Origin of the sequence: Methanosarcina sp. KYL-1 (genome assembly GCF_024372725.1) — an archaeon.
Lineage (GTDB): Archaea > Halobacteriota > Methanosarcinia > Methanosarcinales > Methanosarcinaceae > Methanosarcina.
Genome location: NZ_VOUA01000014.1, coordinates 40394 through 61803, shown reverse-complemented (window position 1 = coordinate 61803; position 21410 = coordinate 40394). Strand labels below are relative to the sequence as shown.

The window sequence follows — 21410 nt, the reverse complement described above, 5'->3', positions numbered from 1 at the left end:
AAACGACCCCGACTGCTGCCGAGGCATTTATTACCCGCAGAATGCGCTTTTTATCTTTGAAGGCGAGAAGACCCCTTCCTCGACATTTCCGGCTTTGCCGGAAATGGCAGGGAGGTGATGAAAGCCGTCCACTTTCCTGCACTACAATCAGTTAAGCCGCCCATATACATATAAATTCATAAAACGTTTACTTATATGATGTTAAAAGCCTATAAATTCAGGTTGTATCCCGCAGCTGAACAAAAAACCAGGATCGAGAAACATATAGGGAGCTGCCGGTTCATCTATAACTGGGCTTTGGAACAGAAAATCAAATCTTACGAGCAGGAAGGAAAATCCCTCTCCTGCTATGACCTGAACAACCTGCTTCCTGAACTGAAACAAGAGTATGAATGGCTTAAAGAAGTAAATTCACAGTCATTGCAGGGAATGACGAAAAACTTAGATTCTGCTTTTACCAAGTTTTTCAGGGAAAAGAAAGGTTTTCCTAATTTCAAATCAAGAAAAAACCCCATACAGTCTTTTTCTGTCCCTCAACACTACACCGTCGATTTTGAAAAGAATGTTGTCAAACTCCCTAAAATCGGTGAAGTTAAAGCAGTTCTCCACCGGAGGTTTGAGGGGAAACTGAAAACAGCAACAGTTTCCAGGACCTCAACTGGAATATGTTATATCAGCATTCTTGTGGATGATGGGGAAGAGTTGCCCGAAAAACAGGAGTTTTCGGCTGATACAACTGTAGGGGTTGATGTGGGTATCAAGGATTTTGCAGTTCTCTCAACTGGAGAAAAGATAGATAATCCCACGTACCTGAAAAACTCCATGAAACGGTTGAAAGTCCTGCAAAAAAGGATAAGCAGAAAAGTTAAAGGTTCAAGTAACCGGGAAAAAGCCAGATTAAAACTATCCAGACTCCATGAAAAGATCAGTAACCAGCGAAAAGACTTCCAGCACCAAATTTCCTCAAAACTAATACGCGAGAACCAAGCAATAGCCGCGGAAACGTTAAACGTTAATGGTATGCTTAAAAACCATTGTCTTGCACAGGCAATAAGTGATTCCGGATGGAGCAGTTTTGTTACAAAGTTAGAATATAAAGCTGGATGGTATGGAAAAAACCTGTTAAGGATAGGAGGATTTGAGCCATCAACAAAACGTTGTAACGTTTGCGGATATCTTAATTCTAACATGACTCTGGATGTTAGGGAATGGGAATGCCCTGAATGTAAAACAAAACATGACAGGGACATAAACGCCGCTATCAATATCAAAAAATTTGCACTTCAAGCTCAAAGTCTGATCGTAACGTGACACCTGCGGAACGTGGGGAAGAGCCTGTGGACTTGCGGAGGTTGCTCCGGGGTATGAAGCAGGAAGCCCCTTCCTCAAAAACCTGAGCCGGAAGGAAAAGGTTTTAGGGAGGGGTAGTTCACGGTGGTATGTTCGCTACTCAAGATTCTGGTTCCGTTTTTATTCGGACGATACTCTTTAGCTGTTTTTCTTCGGCCTTTATTTACCGGCCTTTTTTCTTCGGCTGTTATTGCTCAGCCTTAATTTCCGTTCTTCCTTTCGTTATTTCTTCTTCTCTTTTTCTTCTGCAAGAACTACCTTCTTGCCGCAGAGGTTACAGTTGCCTTCTTCAGTGATACAGGGCTGTTTGGGGGCTTCGCCTCCGCAAATTCCGCATTTTACCATAGTATTTTACCTCCCATCAGTGTCTGACAGATTCTGTGTCTGACGTGGCATTTGATGCCTTTGACACGGCATTTTATGCCCTGCTAACTTATAGAACAGTCATTGATATATACTTAATCGGCATCAAAATGTACAAAATACACTCCTGTGCCCTAAGGACATTTATACACTGGAATGACCTTAAAGGTTAGGACAAAAACTATATAAATAAAGCAGGGAAATTTGAAAATATGAAAAATAACGACAAGGGAAGGAACTGCCTTCAAGCCCCGGAAACCCCCGAACATCCTGAAATTGCTGAAATCCAGGCGATCAAAGCAAAGCTTTCGGAGATGCACAGCGACATCAAGAAGGTAATGGAGTACTCCAACAGGCTTCACCTTGAATCTGCCCTGGCAAGTTCCAGGACTGAATACTCAAACATACTTTTAGGACACCTCTTAGAAGACATCGAGACCGGACTTGACCGCAGCATGGTAAAAAAATGCCCTGAAAAGGAAAACTGCAGGGCTGCTTTCACCGGCCTCCTGCAGAAAAATGCAGGCATGATAAAAGAAAAACATGTGGACGAAGCTGCCATATCAAAAACCGGCAAAAAAATCGAGGAAATGAGACAGAAAGCTCCCTATGGGAAATGTGACAGGTGCTTTTCCGAAGTCTCGACACTTTTCCTGAAACAGGTAAGCCTGATGCGCTCAATGCGGATCTATGCAGTCAACCAGGAACAAAAAGAGGACATTTCAGCCCTTGAAACCGTCCCGGTAGTCAATGAAATCCTCGAACCCGTAGCCAACAGCCAGCGCCTGGAAATCCTTAAAGCCGTAGCTTTTGAGGCAAGGAGCTTTTCAGGCTTCTCCGAACTTACCGGGCTTCGGGGAGGAAACCTGCTCTTCCACCTGCAGAAACTGCTGGACAGCGAGCTTATCATGCAGCAGCACGAGCGGGGCGACTACATGATCACCGAGAAGGGGTTCAAGATTCTAAAAGGCTTAAACGAGATTTATTCGGCCCTGCAGGCCCCGGGTGCACTGGCTAAACATGCCGGAAAAACAGAACCGGTAGTATCGGCAGTACCGACTGAAACTCCCGCATCTGTCGGGAATGAATGATTTGGAATCAATGATTTGGAATCAATGATTTGGAATCAATGATTTGGAATCAATGATTTGGAATCAATGATTTTTACGCGGGGGATTTTCAGAGAGGAGAAAGGGACAGGAAAGAGACAAGAAAAGGAGAAGAAAGGGAAAAGGCAGTTCATGCCCGCACCCCTTCAAAGAATTTCCGGACATTATAGATTTCCTCAGGTTTACCCAGGAGGATACAGACATCGTTTGCCCGGAGGAGAAAATCCCCTTCGGGAGTGTAAATTATCTCAGCCCCCCGGCGGACCGAGAGCACGGTCACTCCGTGCCTTTTCCTGAGTTCCAGACCGGCAAGGGTTTTTCCTTCGAAATCGGACCCTGTCCCAACTTTAAGGACGAGGATTTCGACTCCCGGAAGGTCTTCCCTCAGACTGAAATTGTTATCCATGCCCGCATCCTGAGACAGCTTTCTCAGCATTCTGTAACCGTTGGCCCGGACATCATTTACTAGTTTTTCAATTTCTTCCCTGGGGATCAGGTATTTTTCAAGGAGGCGGACGAAGATCTCTACTGAGGTCTCGTATTCTTCGGGAATGATTTCATCTGCACCCATTCCGTGCAGGTGTTTCATTTCCTGCAGGTCCCGCACCTTTGCAATTACACAAATTTTCGGGTTCAGCTCCTTTGCAGTTTCGACTATTTTCCTGGTTGCAGAAGCATCCGAGATTCCGATTACAAGGACCCTTGCACCTTTGATCCCGGCATGTTCCAGCACGGCCCCGTAGGTGGCATCTCCGTAGTGTATCCTTTCCCCATTCATTCTTTCCTGCAAAACAGTATCAGGGTTAGTTTCAATGATAATGTAGGGGATGCCTGCAGCCTTTGCAGCCTTTGAAACCGTCCGCCCCGAAAACCCGAAACCCACGAGAATAAGGTGGTCTTTTATCCGGGGCTCGGCCTTTTCCTCGCCTTCCATGGACTTTGAACACAGGCCGTTAATCAGCTTCATGCCAAAAGCCCTGCCTGAGATTTTATCGAGCAGGAAATCCGCCGCCCTGTGAGAAGAATTGATGACAAAAGGCGTAACTGCCATTGTAATGATGGAGACTGCCAGGAAGGCCTGATAGACCTCCTCGGTCAGGAGAGAGTACTCCAGCCCGAGCCTGGAAAGGACGAAAGAAAACTCTCCCACCTGGGCCAGTGCAAACCCCGTGAGCACGGTGGTGCGGAGGGGATACCCAAGCAGGAAAGTAACGGTTCCCCCGGCAATCGTTTTTAAAAAGACGAGGGCAAGTGCCGCAAGGACGAAAACAGGCAGATGCTCCAGTAAATAATGTACATCAAGGAGCATGCCTATGGACACGAAAAAGAAGCTCATGAACATGTCCCTTAAGGGCACGATATTTCCCATAGCCTGCTGGCTGTACTGGGAGTCAGATATGACGAGCCCGGCTAAAAAAGCCCCGAGGGCGAGGGAAAGCCCCACGCTGGACGTCAGGAGGGCTGTGGTCAGGCAGACAAACACAACGCTCAGGAGAAAGAGCTGTTTGTTGCCTGTCCGTCCCACATGATAGAATATCCGGGGCATCAGAAACTTTGCACTCAGGATAAAAACCAGGATAATTACCGAACCTTTGAGAAAAACTGTTGACAGCGAGCCCTCAAAGGTCAGCGGGCTTCCTGCAAGCAGGGGAGTGACCAGGATCAGAGGTACGATAGCGAGGTCCTGGAAGATCAGAATAGCAAGTGAAGTTTTCCCGTGGGGAGTGTAAACCTCACCTTTTTCCTGAAAGACCTTGAGCACTATTGCGGTACTGCTAAGCGAGATCAGAAAACCTATGAAAACTGAAGTGGCCGAACTGAAGCCCAGGGCTATGCATACGGAAAAAACCAGCAATGTGGTAAAAAGGATCTGCAGGGCCCCTCCTGCCAGCACGGCTTTTTTCATTTTCCAGAGCTCTTTTAAGGAAAGGTCAACCCCGATGGTAAAAAGCAGGAAAATGATTCCCAGCTCTGCATTAATTTCCACATTAGGCCCCTCGCCAAGGATCCCCAGCCCATGGGGCCCCACAAGTACTCCGGTCACAAGGAAACCGAGCACTGGAGGGACCTGGAATTTGTAAAAGATAGTAAGAATCAGAACGGCAAAACCGAGGAGAATATCAACATGTGCCAGTAAGGATAATTCCATTTTTCAGCTCCTGAAGTAAAGTAAGATCGAAAGACAGCGAGCAATCCCCGCATCCCTCCGAAAAAGGCAGAAATTGGATAAGCCACGAAACACCATTTAGCAAGCCTCTCTTAATTCCAGGCCCATATTTTTGAGACCAGGGGGGAGAGTTGTTGTAAAAATATAAGAATTTCGGCAGGAAGACGGGTAACAGACAACCACTTCAAAAATATACCGGAGCAGGCGATAAAAGGGGAGAGAATGTAAAAGGGAATTGAATGTAAGAGGGAATTGAATGTAAGAGGGAATTGAATGTAAGAGGGAATTGAATGTAAGAGGGAATTGAATGTAAGAGGGAATTGAATGTAAGAGGGAATTGAATGAAGTTTTCTGAAAAACCCCAGGGTTTTTAAAAAAAGGTTCTTTAAAGACCCCCGGTACTTTAAAAACCCTGTTTCTATAAAAAGACCCGATTATTGAACTGACACTTGTTTCAGTCCAGCAGCATAAGGGTATAAGGAGACGGAGCAACGTCCTCCAGAGGGAATTTCTGGAAGGGGATCCCCATTTTATCGAGTGTTTTGTCCAGCCTTATGCCAAGGCCCATGAGACAGGGCCTGCGGAGTGTCGGGTGGTGGCAGGGCGCCCTATCGCCTGCACAGTTTACCCCCGAATAGTCGATGGTCGCGCACCAGGTGCACATGCCCGGGAAAGTCGCAAGGGCGGTGTTATACCCAAGGGTCCAGGCGAGTTTTTCAAGTTCCAGGACTCCCGGCTGTATGGTTTCCTTGCGGTCCTTCATCACGGTTTTTAAGTTTTCCTGGTATTGCTTTCTTATCTCTTCGTTTTCGGGGGGGGAGACACTGTATTTTACGAAATTCTCGCTGATTTCTCTGGAGAAAACGTTTTCTGATTTCCATTCTACCAGGAGAGCCCTGTCGTATTCTGCAAGCATTTTCCGGAATTCATCCACCGTGGGGATAAAGGGGGGACAGACCCGGCTTCCGTAACCGTTGCAGCCGAAGATGCACTTCAAAACAGTCCGGTTCTCGACAACGATGTACTCTGCAGGAATCAACCTGACACTTCTTGCCCCCAGTTCCCCTGCCTTTTCTTCAAAAAGCCTGTAATCCTCATCAGGTATCATCATAATTACAAATAATATTTCACAATAAATATAGATTTATAGGGAAAAAATAAAAAGAAACAGTTTCGAGAAAAGGGCAGTGCTTGAAAAATAGAGTACTTTAAATAAGCACAATTATCCGGTGGGTAAAAAGAAATTAAGACTCAAGCTTACCATATCTTCGGTATGAGCCTGTAAGTCCTATCATATAAGCCCCATAACCTTTCACTTCCCGGGCTAAAACCTCTTCTTCGAGCTTCAACCGATAAAGGAAAAGGGCAATAAGAACTGCCGAGATGGACATAGAGAAGTAAGCATTCAGGATCAGGGGAATTCCCACAGCCTGCAGAATGTTGCCTGCATAAGCCGGATGCCTTATGAATTTGTAGGGGCCTGTTTCGACCAGTTCATGGTCAGCCTTAATCTCTATGTGGGCTGAAAAATATTTTCCCAGCGTCCATAAACCCCAGGCTCTCAGGCCGGTCCCGAGCAGGGTAAGGGCAGCCCCAATAACTGTGACGGTAAAATCATAGCGAGGGTAGAGGCTGTATTCAAGAACCGGGACAATTAACAGCGGCAACCAGAAAAGCAAAAGCAGGTGGCGAGTCCATATCTTCGTTTGTTTTCCCTTACTTCCCGAGCCCCGGTATGCAATTCTTTCCGCCCCCAGATAAAGAGTCAGGACTCCTGCATAAATGTAAACCGGCATGTGGCCAATATAACCCCATCTCCCGTCCACGGCTTTCCAGGTTTCGGCTGCCAGCAAAAGCATCAGGAGACCTGTACCCCAGCTTACCCATGCACCCTTTTCCCGTGCCGATTTTTCAGAGGGTTCTTTCATAGCCTATTTCCTGAAAGTTCTTTTAGCGAGCCGTTCCCGGAATTGTTTTCCGGCCCATTTATCTGCATCCCTGATTTACTGAAGATATCTATTAACTTACTTATAAACCGTTAACCTGTTCACATACAGTTAACAAAACTAATCAATACCTAATTTATTGATAGTGATATTGATGTTGATATTCTTTTATAGATTATTGATGAGGGAGCAGCGTTATTGAATTAATTGGCAGGGTAGAAAAACTGAACAGAAATGTTTTTATTGCAACATATGCAATAATTTTATAGACATAAGAAATTAATTCAAACATAATTCGTTTCAGAGATCCTCAATTTATTTCAGAGATCCATCTGCCACATTATTAAGAGGTTGAAGAATAATGGATTTTTTAGACCCCCTTTGCTCCCTGAACCTGCGGTCCGTTGAAACAGCCCTTGAACTGGCCGATCTTGAGGGAGGGCTTGACGGATGTCGGTCAAAAAACTGGCACCCTGTCAATATACTTGTTCCGGCTTACCTCAACCCTACTCCTTTATGTCCTTCAAAAGGGCGTTATTTTCTTATAGAAGACGGGAGCGGGGAACTCATCCCTATCTGCTCGTATCACCACAGGGATAAAGCCTTTATTAATTCACTAATTATGGAAATATACGTGAATCGCCTGTTTATGTACGAAGGCATGGATTTCATAATGGGAGCACAGGGCAAGCGCACCGGAATTGATGACCTGCTTCATATCTTATTCAACGACATCAAAAAAGACGGTTTCAAAAAAGCCTGGGATGTCTGGATGAAGGAAAACGCAGTCGATTGCTCAGCTCTTGCGATTGAGGCGATAAGGGACGCCCTGGAAATGGTCTATCACAATAACACATTGATCCCGGATACAAACGCCCTCTCCCTCGGCAAATACGAAGGAAAATACCCGTATACCGAAAAGGTCAAAACATCTGTCAGGCCTGCGGATATGACAGACCCCTGCCTGGAACTGAAACCTGGAGACCTATGCATAATAAAGGACCTGCCTCATACCACGGTTTTTCTGGGGCGCTACAGGGAGAAAAAAGGGGACAACACTCCTTACTGGATATGGGCTTCAACTGGAAAAGGCAAAATAGCGATCTTTACCCATGAGGAGTTTCGTAAAGCTTATAAAAACGACAAAGAGCAGGCAGTTTCCCGATGGAATCTGAGAAATTATAATCCTTAACAATCACAACAGACCTCAAATAAAACACAGAAAACACATAAAATTCATGTTAAAACCACAGCAAGAGAGAAATAAAGGAGAAACAGAGGAGAGATAAAATGAGCGGAGAACAGGATAAAGAAAAAGAAATGGATGAAAGGCGCAAAAAAAACGCAAACAAGATAATAGACAAAATGGTCGAGAACGGAGCTTCCCGGGGAGACATAGCAGCCCAGAAGAAGGCAAATAAAGAACTGCTGGGCCACGAAGGGGATCCTGACATCTAAAAACCACCAGACATATTACCCTTTATGCTCTATTCAAAAGCATGAAAGAAGCTCTCATCCTTATCGATATCCAGAATGACTACTTCCCCGGCGGGAAGATGGAACTTGAAGGTATGGAGGACGCGGCAGAAAAAGCAGCCGCCGTGCTCGAAAAATTCCGCACTGAAGGGAAGCCTATCTTTTTTATCAGGCACCTCTCCACCAGGCCAGAGGCCGCCTTCTTCGTACCCGGGACCTCAGGTGCAGACATCCATACAAGCATAAGACCCCTTCCGGGAGAAACGATCATTGAGAAAAATTACCCTAACAGCTTTTTCCGGACCGACCTCCTTTCCCGGCTCAAAGATGCCGGAGTTACGGACCTTGTCGTCTGTGGGGCAATGAGCCACATGTGCGTCGATACGACAGTCCGGGCGGCAAAGGAACTTGGGTTTGCCTGCACCCTGATTTCCGATGCCTGTGCCACCCGCAACCTCAAATTCAAAGAGGAAACGGTGCCTGCCCGTTCCGTTCATGCGGCGTTCATGGCGGCGCTTGACGGCATGTTTGCAACAGTAAAGAAGGCAGAAGAATACCTTTCCTGAAGCCGTAATACATCCTTTCCGGAATGGGGACAGGACCTGGAAGATTCTACAACCATGGCTGAATACCGCAAAACAATGGAAGTGGTTGAGCGCAATTTAGCTTCAATACCGACGAAATAAAGGACCACATAGTTACATAATTTAGCCACTGTTTATTTGCCCGGACTTTTCCTACTGTTTACTTTTTTGACTCGTTTCTCCCCTTGCGTCCATAACCTTCAAGGACCGGTTACGACAGGATACCCTGCTGCTGTCCATTCATTGATGCCGCCCCCCATGTTATAAACATCAGTATAGCCGGCATCTACCAGCATCTGGCTTGCGACAGCGCTTCTGCGGCCGGTCCTGCAGTATACAAGTACCTTTTTACCTTTGGGGACTTCGTTTATCCGGGCTTCTAAAAGCTGGTCCGGACCCAGATTTGACCCATAGCCGTTTTCAAGCGGGATCAGGACTGCCCCTTCGAGATGTGATTCGTCGAACTCGGCAGGCGTGCGGACGTCAAGCAAGAAAAGATCGCCTTTTTCAATCATTCCCCTGGCTTCGTCCACACTCACGGTTTCAAACCCGGGTGGACTGGCTTCCGGCTGTGATGTAAAAATCAATACTGCTATCAAAAGCAAGAAAAAAAGGGCGATGTACGTCAAATTCTGTTTGTTCAAGCTGGCTCCCCCCTGATGCGTTTGCTGCACTAAAAGCTATCTTTTTACCTCGGCTTTTTTTGTTGAATGCCCATGCTTCTTTTTACTGAATACCCTGACTTATTTTTATTAAATATTCCTGTATTGAATTCAGACCTGATATAGCTGTACCCATTATAGCTGTACCCATCTCTTACCTCAAAAAGAATATAAGGAAAGGAAACAAACCTGAATTCGTCCACATGAAAAAAATTACAGATAAGAAACGGGAGGTTGAGAGATCGGACCTGGATGAAAAGGTCGACTCCCTCCTTGAAGCCGGGATCCGCACCCTGAACAAAGCTTATGCCCTCGAAAAAGAGCCGGTGGACCTCGGAAACGGCGTGCTCCTCTACCCTTCGGAGTTCCATGTCATTGAGGTGGTGGGAAAGTACCCTGAAAAAAACCTGACAGCAATCGCCTCCCACCTCGGGGTGACGAAGGGGGCCATCTCCCAGATGGTGCGAAAGCTCGAAAAAAAGGGGCTTGTGAAAAAAGTCCGCACCCCTGAAAACAAAAAGAATATAATGCTCGAACTGACCGGTTTCGGGCAGGAAGCCTTCGAGTGGCACAGAGCCCTCCACGAGTCCCTGGAAACCGGGGTCCGGGAAGAACTTGCCCGGATGAGCAACGCAGAGATAGAAAAGATGCTCAGGGTCTACGGTTATTTTGAAAAGATGCTTGACCGCTGCCTGGAACGCTACGAATGAATCAGGCAGGGAAAAAATAAGGCAGGGAAAAAATAAGGCAGGGAAAAAATAAGGCAGGGAAAAAATAAGGCAGGGAAAAATCCTGCTATTTCACATTTTATAGACCTTAGCTCGAATAAGCCCCGGAGATTACTCTTTTTATCGGCCCCGGTATAGTCCTATCTATACCAGCACTATACCAGAACTATACCAGCAGGCCAATTTTCTTAAGCAAATGCCCTTAAAAGACGGCAGGAAATTTTGTATAGCAGCTAAATTAAAATAGTTTAGTAGATATACAATATTTGAATTCATAAACAAAAAACCGAAAAGAAGAAATCCTCTAATTAAGGAAAGCAGAATCCACAAATCTAAGAAAACCGAACCCCCAAATCAAGGAAAATAGAAACCTCAAAACCATGGAAAATAGGTGCATAAAATGGAATACGACCTTGTTCCGATCTCCCCGGAAGACCGGGAAGCAGTGATAGATATTTTCAACCACTATATCGAAAACAGTTTCGCCGCCTACCCCGAAAAAAAAGTCCCCTACGAATTTTTTAACTTCTTCCTCCAGGCCACTGCCGGATACCCGACAACCCTTGCAAAGGATGAAAACAAAAAAGTCGTCGGTTTTGGCATGCTCCACCCCCACTCTCCCATGCCCACGCTGTCGGGCACCGCAGAGATCACCTATTTTATCAGGCCTGACTGCACCGGGAAAGGAATAGGCTCCTCAATGCTCGAAAGACTCATGGCCGGAGCCCGGGAAAAGGGGCTTCACTGCATCCTTGCCAGCATATCTTCCCTTAACGAAGGAAGCATCCGCTTCCACCGAGATCACGGGTTTAAGGAATGCGGGAGGTTCAGGGAAGTCGGGAAAAAGAACGGGAAGCTCTTTGATACTGTGTGGATGCAAAGGTTCCTGTAAAAGGCCGGACCCTCCTTGAGATTCCGTCCATCTGATTCCGTCCATCTGATTCCGTCTATCTGATTTCTGCAGTTTTTCCGATCAGGTGAGACCCGGTGTTCTTTTATATTCTTCAAATCTAATTGAGTAGGGGAAAAGGATTAGCGGATTCCAGGGGCTTTTAGGGACTCCGATACATGATATAGATAAATGGTCTCGATACATCGGGGATGGCACATGGGGGGTTTGTATTTCACAGGAATATGTCAGGAAACTGGAACCTGGAGACTCTTTCAGGGACTGGCTTGTAAAGGAGCTCGGGCACAGGATACGGAATAAAAACTGTAAGATCCGGGAATTCAGGGTCAGGCCTGCATCCCATAAAGTCTGCAGGTATGAGTTTGATGGGGAGGGTTTCAGCGTTATTGCGAAATTCCTTGCAAAACCCACAGGGAAAATAAAGAGTTATGATGCAAGGAAAGCCATGCTGAACGAATACTATAAACTCAGGAAACTTGAAAGAATAATCGAAATCCCCCGGCCAATTGCAGTAAACTCCCATTTCGACTGCGTGCTTGTGACCGAATACATCCCTGGCACACCTTTTTCCCGGCACCTGAGAAACGGCGAAGACCTGGACGAAAAGCTCAAAGCCATAGCCCGCATGCTGCGCAGGCTCCACAAAAATACAAGGAACCATTACGAAAAAGACAGGGAATTTGAGAAAATCCGAAGAAGCCTGGCCCGCATGCCCCTCCGGGAATCCACCAGAAAAAGATACGAAAGAAGACTGGAAAAATGGCAGAAAAGCCCTCTCCTTGACATAAACCAGGGCTGTATGGTCCACCACGACGCCACTCCCGCAAATTACCTTTTCCACAGGGGAAGGCCCTATGCCATAGACTTCGAACTTGCTACAAAACACGGGCACTGCGCTCACGACCTCGGGATCCTGTCCGCCGAAGTCTTCCACCATTTCGCAAAAAAAGGCGAGGCAGACGCCTCCATTCCCCACATCAAACGCTTCCTCCGCAGCTACAGCCGGGACGAAAATGAATACCGTCGGATAAAGCAGGTCCTACCCCTCTACATGAGCTACGGCCTTTTGAGGGTCGCCTGGAGAAGTAAGGACTTAAAACACCGGGAATACCTGATATACAAAGCTGTGGAACTGGTGGGGAAACCGGGCCTTTGAAAAATGAAATACCGGGAATTTATCCTGAAAGTTTTATCCTGAAGGTTTTTTCTGGCAGATAACTTTATGTAAAAGTTTCTAACAAAAATCATATTGTGGACAAACTAACCAGATCAGATAAGACTTTTCTAGCCCTCGTTTTATTGATGCTGCTTGGAAAAGCTATCTGGACATATTTTGGGGTGGACCATCCGATCGTACAAAACTGGACGGGGTCCTGGGCAGCAATAATCCTGGCAGCTTTTTTCGGATTTATTGCCATAAAACTTGCCGGACAAACAGGTTTTCCGGACATATGGGATGAGAACGCCTCTAACAAACACCGGTTTTTATATCCGGTCCTCCTGGGTTTCGGGTTTGCAATAATAGAAATCCTGGTCGGCCTGGCAATGGACCTTCCAAATATCCATGTGCCCTTTCCTTTTTCCATTCCCGTTTACCTTTCAGGCGGGATCTTTCTTGAGATCCTCTACCACCTTATTCCCACCGTTTTCCTGGTCTGGCTGGCCTCCAATGTCCTCCTGAAAGGAAAGCGGCAGGAAGAGGTTTTTGTGGTTGTTGCCGTCCTGGCAAGTTTGTGGGAACCAGCCATGCAAATAACGGGAATGTACCGGATGGGCATGCTTCTGAGCATTATTTTCGGAGCAGGGCTGTTCATCTTCATATTTGCAGGAAACCTTATCCCAATCACACTTTTTCGGAAATACGGATTCCTAGCCCCGGTGGTATGGAGACTTACGGACTACAGTTTATGGCATGTTATCTGGCCGATGATCTATTATTGAACTCACTGATCAATTTCATTGATAGTAGAAAAGGTGGATAGATTTTTATTTCACATATCGCTTTCGAATACCCCTAAGTAAATATAAAGAAACATATTATAAGAGAGGGGGAAATTTTGTTGTTGAAGGAAGCATTAGCAGACTTCGATATAAGCACTCAACGACAACAAATCGATCAATAATCGGTCAATAATCAATCAATAATTAACAAATTCATTTAGATGCTTGCCACTAAACAAATCTACAGGTTAAAAGTGAGAAGTGAGAGAAGGGGAGAAAATGGAGAATCCACTTGAATTCTTAAGGAACATCAGATCAGTAGCTGTTGCAACTGTTGCTCAGGGAAAACCGGCAGTTAGAAAGAGCGAAATAATGCTGGTTGAAAATGAAAAACTATATTTTATCACGGCAAGGGGAAAACCGTATTATAAGCAATTGATGGAAAATCCGGAAATTGCCATTATGGGTATGGGCAAAAACCATGTTACGATCCGGGTCAAAGGAAAAATAGAATTCGTCGATAAAAGTTACCTGGAAAAAATATTCGAGGCAAACCCCGTTCTTGATGGGGTGTACCCGGGAAAAACAAAAGAAAGTTTGGAGGTTTTCCGATTATCTGCCGGGGCAGGAGAGGTATTTGACTTATCGGTTGTCCCCCCCAAAAGGCAAAGATTCGCCTTCGGAGGAGCAAAAGTCGAAGATCCCGGATATAAAGTCACGGAAAAATGTAAGGCTTGCGGAACATGTGAAGAGGTATGCCCGAAGGGAGCAATCAGTAAAGGAGATATTTACAAAATCGACGGCTCTGTGTGCCAGGAATGCGGCAGGTGTTACGAAAACTGTCCGAATGAGGCAATTGAACCTGCTTCAGGGCTTTGATTTTTTATTATGCCCTCAAAAACGTTTAGGTCTATCTTGGAAACTGTCCGGGATATTCTGTCAACCTGATAGAACCCCGCCAAATCCTCACCAAATGAATGGGACCAGCCGATACCTTACTTTCTTTTTATACTCCTTATATCCTGAAAGTTCCTCAGAGAGCATCCTGTCTTCAAAGTGTGTGCGGAAAACGAAAGCAAAAGCAAGTAATAGGGCTGGGACCAGCCCGTAAAGGGACCCAATGATGAACGGCGCACAGCCGTAAAAGAGAATCATCCCTGCATATCCCGGATGCCGGATGATGGCATAAGGCCCGGTGGAAACAACCCTATGCTCCCTGTCCTCCTGGATGCGGACCGTGGTCTCAAAGAACCTGTTTTCGACCATTGCCCATGCCACAAGCAGCCAGCCTGCAACGAAAATTATCATGCCGGCAAGCAGAAACCCCGGTCCCGGGTCTGAAAGCCGGAACCTCCCGGCGTCGAGCCCGCACACAATAAACATCATGATAAGGAACAGGATGTAGAGAATCGCAAAAACCTTATCCCACCACTTCATTTCCTTTCTGGTCATTTTGCTCCGTGCCCGGATGACCTCCGGATTGAACCTGAGGAATATAACCGTATTTAAGAGCAAAGAAACGAAATAAAGGCCGAAGAAACTCCATGCCCTGGGCAAATCGGTCCGGCCGGCGGAGAGAAAGAAAACTGCCACCATCAGGAATAAGCCTGCAAGTACCTGCACAGCCCTCATGAGAAACGCCTTCCAGAATGCCGCATCCTTTTCCACCACTTCAACCATGAAAATCACCAGCTAGAACCTTATGGCATCAGCCAGGAAACCTGGACGGCTTCAAGTAGAGAGTCCACTTCCTCCAAATCGCATTTTTGTCCCCGTTTCCCCAAAAAGAAGGAATGATTTTTGATGCTCATAAGGATTTTGATGGCTAACTTCAGGGCATAAAAATACCGTCCCTACATGAAAATAAAGAACTTCACAAATAAAGCTGCAAAATATGTAAAGAAGTATCCCATACAGAAGCCATCAGCAAAGGAGAAGTTTAAAAAATAATTTGAATGGTAAACACGAATGTGATTCTGCCCTTCAGAAACTTCAAGGATCACTTCAATAAAACAGTTGAAGAAATTATTTGATCGAGACCCGATTCGACATACATGACACCAAACAATGCCTCGACTATAGTCCCCTTCACATGATTGACTTTTTCTGCTTTAGCCTCTTGTTGATTTGGATTGGAAGGAATTCTAAAATCGAACAAATCCCATTTATCACATATCCGTGCTAAATTTTTATTTGATGCTAGATCTGCTCGTTTTTCAGATAATCCACCAACATTAGAAATGTTAGGCTGCCAGAGAATTTGAACTAACGCTAAATCAATCACAGCATCCCCAATCAATGCTAAAACTTTAGCTGCCTCATCCAAATTTAAGTACGGTTCAAAATTGTATTCAAGACCAGCTTTTGAATAGTAACTATATAATTCACTAAACAAATTCTTAATGCTGGGTTGAATTAAAGTTAAAACGACTAAATCTGGTTCAGCAAAATGATAATTGACATGTTTTTCTAACTCAATGAGTTTTGAAGTTTTGAAGTTTTGAAGTTTTACATCAATTTCTTTAAGCTGGTTTATCCAATTAGTAAGCTTCTTCCGATCATTGAGGTTATTTTCAGGAAGCAGATCTATTTGGTGTTCTAATTCTTTTTCTATTGATGAAAAATTATCAAAAATTCCCTGAACATTCCATTTTAGTTTAAAATACGATTCACCCATCTTATTGTTCATTTATTGTCTCACACCTTTTAAAAATAAAAAATAGGAATAAGTTATTTAGCTTTTATTGTTATTCTTTTTATGTAACATCAATAGTAAATAAATTGAGTGAAAAACTTAGAATAACACGACAAGTTATACGGAGTTACTGTATGGAAAATTTCAAAAAATTGCTTAAAAAAGATAATTTCGCTGCATATTCGGGAATAGAACTGCTGGAAGTTTCTCCCGGACACGCAAAAACCAGAATGAAAATCGAAGAAAAACACCTTAATGCTTTAAGGGCAGTGCAGGGAGGGGCAATATTCACCCTTGCAGACTTTGCTTTTGCCGCCGCCTCAAATGCATACGGGACTGCTGCAGTCGGGATCAATGCAAGCATCTCCTATGTAAAAGCCGGGAAAAAAGGGATTCTCACAGCCGAAGCAAAGGAAACTTCAATAAACCCAAAACTTGCCACCTATACCGTAAATATCACTGATGATGAAGGAGACCTCGTGGCGATATTTCAGGGAATGGTCTACAGGAAAAAAGTTCCACTTGAGCTTTCGGATTAAAGATAAAAAGACATTGTTCTCATTTCATCAGAAAAGAAGTTTTAAAAAAGCTTAGAATGCGACCGCCGGGATTCGAACCCGGGTTCTAAGCTTGGGAAGCTCAGGTCATAGCCACTAAACCACGGTCGCGCAGATGCTCAGTATTTGCTTTACATGTTCTTTTTTGTTAAAATAGTTTTTGGTACGGGGGATGTAGTGGTGCGTTGCAACTTTGTTATTATAAAGAAGGTTTTGAAGGGCGAACGGAAAGTGAAACAGGCAAATTATTCAGGAAGAAAAAAATTACCTGCCCATCAATCAAAAATTTAATACAACAGTCCCGGAGGGGAGGACCCTTTGTATCCGGGAGAGGAAACCTGGGGCCCGAGTTGTTAATCCTGGAACGCAGGGCTTCTTCAGCCAGTTTGCTTCCCGGGCAAATACGGATGTAGAAAATGTTATCTGAAGTTGTGAAAAAGAAAATCTCCTGTGAGAAACACCCACGGAGAAAAGCTAATAAGGGAACAAAAATTCAAATGGGTACAGGTCCAATAAGAAGGAAAATCCAATAATTAATAAAATTCCATCAGGACAGAAAATCCCACAAAGGTTATAATAATGGTTTCAAAGACCCTGCCGTTCACAAAAGAAGAAATTCTCAAGATAATTGAAAAATATCCGACCCCATTTCACATCTACGATGAAAAAGCCATAAGGGAAAACGCCCGGAGAATGAAAACAGCTTTTAAGGACGTGCCCGGATTCAAGGAATTCTTTGCCGTAAAGGCGCTTCCGAACCCCTTCATCCTTAAGGTTCTCAAAGAAGAAGGGTTTGGTGCGGACTGCAGTTCGCTGCCCGAACTGGTCCTTGCGGAAAAAGCAGGGATGACGGGCGACGATATCATGTTCAGCTCAAACGACACCCCTGCCGAAGAGTTCGTAAAGGCAAAGGAGCTTGGCGGGTTCATCAACCTTGACGACATCAGCCACATCCCCTACCTGGAAAAATATGCAGGGCTTCCGGAAATCGTCTGCTTCAGGTACAACCCCGGACCCCTGAAAGAAGGAAACGCCATCATCGGAACACCGGAAGAGGCAAAGTACGGTTTTACACGGGAACAGATGTTTGAAGGATACAGGATCCTAAGGGACAAAGGCGTAAAACGGTTCGGGATGCACACCATGGTTGCCTCGAACGAACTTGACCCCTCCTACTTCGTGGAAACCGCCCGGATCCTCTTCGAGCTCATCGTGGAAATATCAAAGGAACTCGGGATCCGGTTCGAATTCGTAAACCTCGGGGGCGGAATCGGCATCCCCTACAGGCCCGGGCAGGAGCCGGTCTCCTTGGAAGCCGTGGCAAAAGGCGTAAAAGAAGCCTACGATGCCACCATCACAGCCAGCGGGCTTGCTCCGCTCAAAGTCTTCCTGGAATGCGGAAGAGTCATCACCGGTCCCTACGGCTACCTCATCTCCCAGGTCAGGCACCTCAAAAGCACTTACAAGGACTACGTGGGCATGGACTCCTGCATGGCAAATCTCATGCGCCCGGGAATGTACGGGGCATACCACCACATAACCGTCCTCGGAAAAGAAAACGCAGCCCTCGTCCACAAATACGACGTAACAGGCTCCCTCTGTGAAAACAACGACAAGTTCGCAATCGATCGGATGCTCCCCGAAATAGAAAGAGGAGACATCCTTGCAATCCACGACGCCGGCGCCCATGGGCACGCAATGGGCTTCAACTACAACGGAAAACTCCGCTCAGCCGAACTCCTGCTGAGAGAAGACGGAAGCGTTGTGCAGATCCGCCGGGCAGAGACCATCGAGGACTATTTTGCAACCCTCGATTTCGAGGAACTGAAAGATTTCAGGTGAAAGCTTAAAAGCTTAAAAACAGGCCAGGTGCCTGAAACTTTCTATATTCTCCTTTTTTCAACTTCGGTTTTTAACCCTTTACCGTCTCTTTTTCGGGATGCTCACCCTTACCTGATTTTTGGGTTCATTGCAGGAGAGAACATCAACCCCCACCTGATGCCGGGATGAATTCCGGGCAGCATAAAAAGGGAGATATATCCCCCATATGGGCATAAATCAGAATAATTCTTACTAAAAATAATTTCCAAAATTATATTACCAAAAAGAATAATCACATAGGAGGGAAAATCTGCCCGAAATGACTTTTTCGGAAAAACCAAAGGGGGGATATGATGAAAAGTAAAAGAAACATGGCAATTTATTTTGGGATTTTGCTGGCTTTAATTAACATATTTGCGCCTCCTGCGACAGCAGAAGAATACGACGTAACAGTGGGGATGTACGTGTCCCCGGAGATTATGATGCTGGATTCCCATTCTCCTTACATGGCACTGGTAATAGACAACGGCACCGACTACGATGTAAAAGATGTTAACATAAGCAGCATCAATATTGAGATCAAATTCGGGGACGGAACCGATGCTCCCAAGAAAACATACACCCAGCTGCCCGTACGCTCGGAGAACCCGGACGAAGACGGGGACGGAGCAGTCGAGCTGGTGATGATGTTCTACAGAAGCACATTCCTGAGTGAAGAAAACCTGCCTCTGGAAACTGACAGTACAAATCCGGTAGACCTTTCGTGTGTTGACGCCCTGTATTTTACAGTCACCGGGGACTTTAACGACAAAAGAAGCTTCATCGGATACGATAAACTCCCGATACTGCACAAATGCTCAGGGAAAACAGAAGATCACGGAGGGAAAAATAAACCGGACAAGAATTAAGAAAGAAACACCGGAGAAACATGTAAAAATAATAGGGTAAGGATTCAGCCTCTAGGGCTTCCGATAAAAAAATTTCCCACTCACACTTCAGGAAGCCTCACTTTTCATTTGCCAACAATTTTAAGATAAAACACCTTATCCACAGTCGAATATAGAACATAGTTGCCGAAGTGCAGATCCCTTTCCCTTTGCCGCAACACGTCTCCTTGAGGTTTGGGTTTCAAAGAACCTGACCTTTTGACCGGAAAGAAGGGAATCATTTTGTATTTTTTAGAGACATAGAATTTGCCATGATATCAAAAAACAGCATGCATCAAAAGAATGCATTTGAAACCCCGGAGAACTAAGGAAAATAAAGCATCTGCTGCCGGACACTCTTATTTTGTTTAACAAACAGTAAATGAATCATAAACTGTTGACGCTGATAACTCTTCTATTATTGTCTTCACGCCGGGCCTTTTTACATTCTTCAAGAAGATCGGGAACGATGCAGGAGTTATCTCTAATTATTGTGGCGGAGTGCACCGAAAATAAGAAGTTTTCGAAATAAGAGCGAGCTTGAAATTACATCAAAAACTACGCAAGAGAAACACAATCAGGACCATTCGTCCTAAATATAATTTCCAAAATTATATCGTTGCAAGGAATAATTCAAACAACAAAACGGTAAACTATCGAGTGGGAAAGACATAGGGGAGGATGAAATGAGAACTAAAAGAAATATAGCAATTTGTTTTGGGTCTTTGCTGATTTTGATGGGAATGTTTGCATCTACTGCAGCAGCAACTGAAACTCTGGGTCTTTCGGTTTCACCGGAAAACCTGGTGATCGGAACTAATGCCAAATGGATATCAGTAGTTTTCCATGTGGAAAATACAGGCTATGAAGCGGAGAATATCGATCCTGCATCCATTACCCTTGAAATCGATGACAATGCAAATCCTGTGAATACGAATGAAATCAAGGTAGGTGAATACGATCGGACAGAGATAACAGATGCCGATAACGATGGAACCGAAGAACTTGTTTTGATCTATGAAGCAAAAAAGCTGTTACTCACAGATTTCACATATGATGGTTCAGGTCTGGAATTTAGAGCGAAGGGATCAGTTGCCGGCAAAGACTTCACGGCAAATTGCATTGCCAAAACTACAATGATAAAAGGTGGCAACAAAGGAGGTAAAGGAGGAGAGAAGTCAAAAAGACCTGCTGATAAGGGACCGGGACTTTCACCTGGAAAAGGATCGGGAACAGGACAGGATGAAGAACAGGTAGCTTCTGGAAAAGGAAGTTCGAAAGGTAAGGGAAGCTCAAAAGGTAAGGGAAGCTCAAAAGGTAAGGGAAGTACTGGTAAAGGCAAGTACTGAAAGAAACCCCAATTAACTTCAGTAGAGCTAGAATTCTCTGCTTCCCATTTCTCGTGGGAATCAAACATTAAAAAGATTTCATTTAAATGAAAGGCCCAAAACATAACATAAAATTGGAAAGTCAATTTGAAGCAGGAGCCGGGACAATTCTGATTTCAGTTCCTATTCAGCTCCTGCTGGAATTTAATCAGGTTAAGAGAAATCTGACTTGTTTTTTCATTTTCATTTGCAGGCTTAACTTTTTCTTGGAGATTCCCTATCAAAGAAGATATTTTTCCCCTTGACGCTCAAAGGAAGCCCCATAGCCACATCTGCATCTATCATCTCAAAATAGCAGGCTGCCGCCCCCGCTGAATACAGCACACGGTTATCGATACACAGGTCCTTTGCCTTTGCCGCTGCCGAGCCCACCGCAATCCCGAGGTCCAGGTACTTGATCATACACTGGGGGCCGAGAAATTCCTTTTGCACCTTTTCGTGCTCGAGCATCGCTTTACAGGTCTCAAACCCGCAGGCTCCGCAGTCCAGGCTGCTGACCCCGGTGGACTTCAGCCCGATCAGGACGATAGCGTCAGAATCCCTTACGTTCTTTGCGTCCCGAAGGAGGAACTTGAGGCCCTTGATTTTACTTAGCTCTTCCATCCGGTCTGCAAGTTCGGCTTTTTCTCCGGGGCCAAGGAGGCAGGTCACGATGTCGTCGATGCCCTTGCCCTTAGGGGCGGTGCGGGCTGCGGTGAGGATGACCTTTGCAAGCAATTCGACGGATTCGAGTTCAGGGTTCAGTTTCATGGAAAGAAATTGGAGACACTGCTATTTATAACTTGAA

Annotated in this window: 22 protein-coding genes and 1 tRNA gene; 14 read left to right on the top strand and 9 right to left on the bottom strand. The window is 45.2% G+C overall.

Annotated elements, in window-relative coordinates; translation table 11 throughout:
* Nucleotides 1-198 precede the first annotated feature (198 nt).
* Entirely contained in the window at nucleotides 199-1311 is a 1113-nt protein-coding gene (gene tnpB, locus FTO70_RS10720) for an IS200/IS605 family element RNA-guided endonuclease TnpB (RefSeq protein WP_255335750.1), read from the top strand.
* 261 nt (nucleotides 1312-1572) lie between these two features.
* On the opposite strand, the gene FTO70_RS10715 is transcribed toward tnpB, so the two are convergent.
* A complete protein-coding gene (locus FTO70_RS10715) occupies nucleotides 1573-1695 on the bottom strand; it encodes a hypothetical protein (RefSeq protein WP_255335749.1) in 123 nt (40 codons plus the stop codon).
* A gap of 230 nt (nucleotides 1696-1925) precedes the next feature.
* Here FTO70_RS10715 and FTO70_RS10710 point away from each other — a divergent pair, with 230 nt between their 5' ends.
* A complete protein-coding gene (locus FTO70_RS10710; RefSeq protein WP_255335748.1) occupies nucleotides 1926-2804 on the top strand; it encodes a winged helix-turn-helix domain-containing protein in 879 nt (292 codons plus the stop codon).
* Between the two features lie 148 nt (nucleotides 2805-2952).
* On the opposite strand, the gene FTO70_RS10705 is transcribed toward FTO70_RS10710, so the two are convergent.
* From FTO70_RS10705 to FTO70_RS10695, 3 genes are all read right to left on the bottom strand, one after another.
* Nucleotides 2953-4971, bottom strand: a complete 2019-nt coding sequence (locus FTO70_RS10705; protein WP_255335747.1) for a cation:proton antiporter — start codon at nucleotides 4969-4971, stop codon at nucleotides 2953-2955.
* 472 nt (nucleotides 4972-5443) lie between these two features.
* Nucleotides 5444-6100 (bottom strand): DUF2284 domain-containing protein, encoded by a 657-nt coding sequence (locus tag FTO70_RS10700; protein WP_255335746.1) that lies wholly within the window; start codon nucleotides 6098-6100, stop codon nucleotides 5444-5446.
* A gap of 133 nt (nucleotides 6101-6233) precedes the next feature.
* Nucleotides 6234-6917, bottom strand: coding sequence for an isoprenylcysteine carboxylmethyltransferase family protein (locus tag FTO70_RS10695; protein ID WP_255335745.1), 684 nt, complete (start codon nucleotides 6915-6917; stop codon nucleotides 6234-6236).
* Nucleotides 6918-7296: 379 nt separating this feature from the next.
* Here FTO70_RS10695 and FTO70_RS10690 point away from each other — a divergent pair, with 379 nt between their 5' ends.
* From FTO70_RS10690 to FTO70_RS10680, 3 genes are all read left to right on the top strand, one after another.
* Complete coding sequence (locus FTO70_RS10690; protein WP_255335744.1) at nucleotides 7297-8127, top strand: hypothetical protein; 831 nt, start codon at nucleotides 7297-7299, stop codon at nucleotides 8125-8127.
* Nucleotides 8128-8225: 98 nt separating this feature from the next.
* The gene (locus tag FTO70_RS10685) at nucleotides 8226-8393 is read left to right on the top strand and encodes a hypothetical protein (protein WP_255335743.1); all 168 of its coding nucleotides are present in this window, start codon (nucleotides 8226-8228) and stop codon (nucleotides 8391-8393) included.
* 41 nt (nucleotides 8394-8434) lie between these two features.
* Nucleotides 8435-8977 carry a cysteine hydrolase family protein gene (locus FTO70_RS10680; protein ID WP_255335742.1) on the top strand — a complete coding sequence of 181 codons (543 nt, stop codon included), beginning with the start codon at nucleotides 8435-8437 and terminating at the stop codon, nucleotides 8975-8977.
* Nucleotides 8978-9195: 218 nt separating this feature from the next.
* On the opposite strand, the gene FTO70_RS10675 is transcribed toward FTO70_RS10680, so the two are convergent.
* Nucleotides 9196-9639 (bottom strand): rhodanese-like domain-containing protein, encoded by a 444-nt coding sequence (locus tag FTO70_RS10675; protein ID WP_255335741.1) that lies wholly within the window; start codon nucleotides 9637-9639, stop codon nucleotides 9196-9198.
* A gap of 221 nt (nucleotides 9640-9860) precedes the next feature.
* On the opposite strand from FTO70_RS10675, the gene FTO70_RS10670 reads away from it, so the two are divergent.
* The 5 genes from FTO70_RS10670 to FTO70_RS10650 all read left to right on the top strand — a co-directional run bounded on the left by FTO70_RS10670 (nucleotide 9861) and on the right by FTO70_RS10650 (nucleotide 14115).
* Nucleotides 9861-10367 (top strand): MarR family winged helix-turn-helix transcriptional regulator, encoded by a 507-nt coding sequence (locus FTO70_RS10670; protein ID WP_255335740.1) that lies wholly within the window; start codon nucleotides 9861-9863, stop codon nucleotides 10365-10367.
* Nucleotides 10368-10785: 418 nt separating this feature from the next.
* Nucleotides 10786-11277 (top strand): GNAT family N-acetyltransferase, encoded by a 492-nt coding sequence (locus FTO70_RS10665; protein ID WP_255335739.1) that lies wholly within the window; start codon nucleotides 10786-10788, stop codon nucleotides 11275-11277.
* 139 nt (nucleotides 11278-11416) lie between these two features.
* Nucleotides 11417-12451 (top strand): phosphotransferase, encoded by a 1035-nt coding sequence (locus FTO70_RS10660; protein ID WP_369694364.1) that lies wholly within the window; start codon nucleotides 11417-11419, stop codon nucleotides 12449-12451.
* Nucleotides 12452-12546: 95 nt separating this feature from the next.
* Nucleotides 12547-13236: a hypothetical protein gene (locus FTO70_RS10655; RefSeq protein WP_255335738.1), complete on the top strand. Its 690-nt coding sequence runs from the start codon at nucleotides 12547-12549 to the stop codon at nucleotides 13234-13236.
* Between the two features lie 279 nt (nucleotides 13237-13515).
* Nucleotides 13516-14115 (top strand): 4Fe-4S binding protein, encoded by a 600-nt coding sequence (locus FTO70_RS10650; RefSeq protein ID WP_255335737.1) that lies wholly within the window; start codon nucleotides 13516-13518, stop codon nucleotides 14113-14115.
* An 87-nt stretch (nucleotides 14116-14202) separates the two neighbouring features.
* Here FTO70_RS10650 and FTO70_RS10645 read toward each other — a convergent pair whose 3' ends face one another.
* Together FTO70_RS10645 and FTO70_RS10640 are read right to left on the bottom strand one after the other, a co-directional pair.
* The gene (locus FTO70_RS10645) at nucleotides 14203-14916 is read right to left on the bottom strand and encodes an isoprenylcysteine carboxylmethyltransferase family protein (protein WP_255335736.1); all 714 of its coding nucleotides are present in this window, start codon (nucleotides 14914-14916) and stop codon (nucleotides 14203-14205) included.
* 319 nt (nucleotides 14917-15235) lie between these two features.
* Nucleotides 15236-15925, bottom strand: coding sequence for a ribonuclease III domain-containing protein (locus tag FTO70_RS10640; RefSeq protein WP_255335735.1), 690 nt, complete (start codon nucleotides 15923-15925; stop codon nucleotides 15236-15238).
* Between the two features lie 140 nt (nucleotides 15926-16065).
* Between FTO70_RS10640 and FTO70_RS10635 the strand changes: the two genes are divergently transcribed.
* A complete protein-coding gene (locus FTO70_RS10635) occupies nucleotides 16066-16470 on the top strand; it encodes a PaaI family thioesterase (RefSeq protein WP_255335734.1) in 405 nt (134 codons plus the stop codon).
* 57 nt (nucleotides 16471-16527) lie between these two features.
* Here FTO70_RS10635 and FTO70_RS10630 read toward each other — a convergent pair.
* Nucleotides 16528-16599, bottom strand: a tRNA-Gly gene (locus FTO70_RS10630).
* A gap of 468 nt (nucleotides 16600-17067) precedes the next feature.
* Between FTO70_RS10630 and lysA the strand changes: the two genes are divergently transcribed.
* The 3 genes from lysA to FTO70_RS10615 all read left to right on the top strand — a co-directional run bounded on the left by lysA (nucleotide 17068) and on the right by FTO70_RS10615 (nucleotide 20584).
* Complete coding sequence (lysA, locus tag FTO70_RS10625; protein ID WP_255335733.1) at nucleotides 17068-18330, top strand: diaminopimelate decarboxylase; 1263 nt, start codon at nucleotides 17068-17070, stop codon at nucleotides 18328-18330.
* 332 nt (nucleotides 18331-18662) lie between these two features.
* Nucleotides 18663-19217, top strand: a complete 555-nt coding sequence (locus tag FTO70_RS10620) for a hypothetical protein (protein WP_255335732.1) — start codon at nucleotides 18663-18665, stop codon at nucleotides 19215-19217.
* 704 nt (nucleotides 19218-19921) lie between these two features.
* Nucleotides 19922-20584: a hypothetical protein gene (locus FTO70_RS10615; RefSeq protein WP_255335731.1), complete on the top strand. Its 663-nt coding sequence runs from the start codon at nucleotides 19922-19924 to the stop codon at nucleotides 20582-20584.
* A 234-nt stretch (nucleotides 20585-20818) separates the two neighbouring features.
* Here FTO70_RS10615 and FTO70_RS10610 read toward each other — a convergent pair whose 3' ends face one another.
* A complete protein-coding gene (locus FTO70_RS10610; protein WP_255335730.1) occupies nucleotides 20819-21373 on the bottom strand; it encodes a ferredoxin domain-containing protein in 555 nt (184 codons plus the stop codon).
* Nucleotides 21374-21410: the final 37 nt, after the last annotated feature.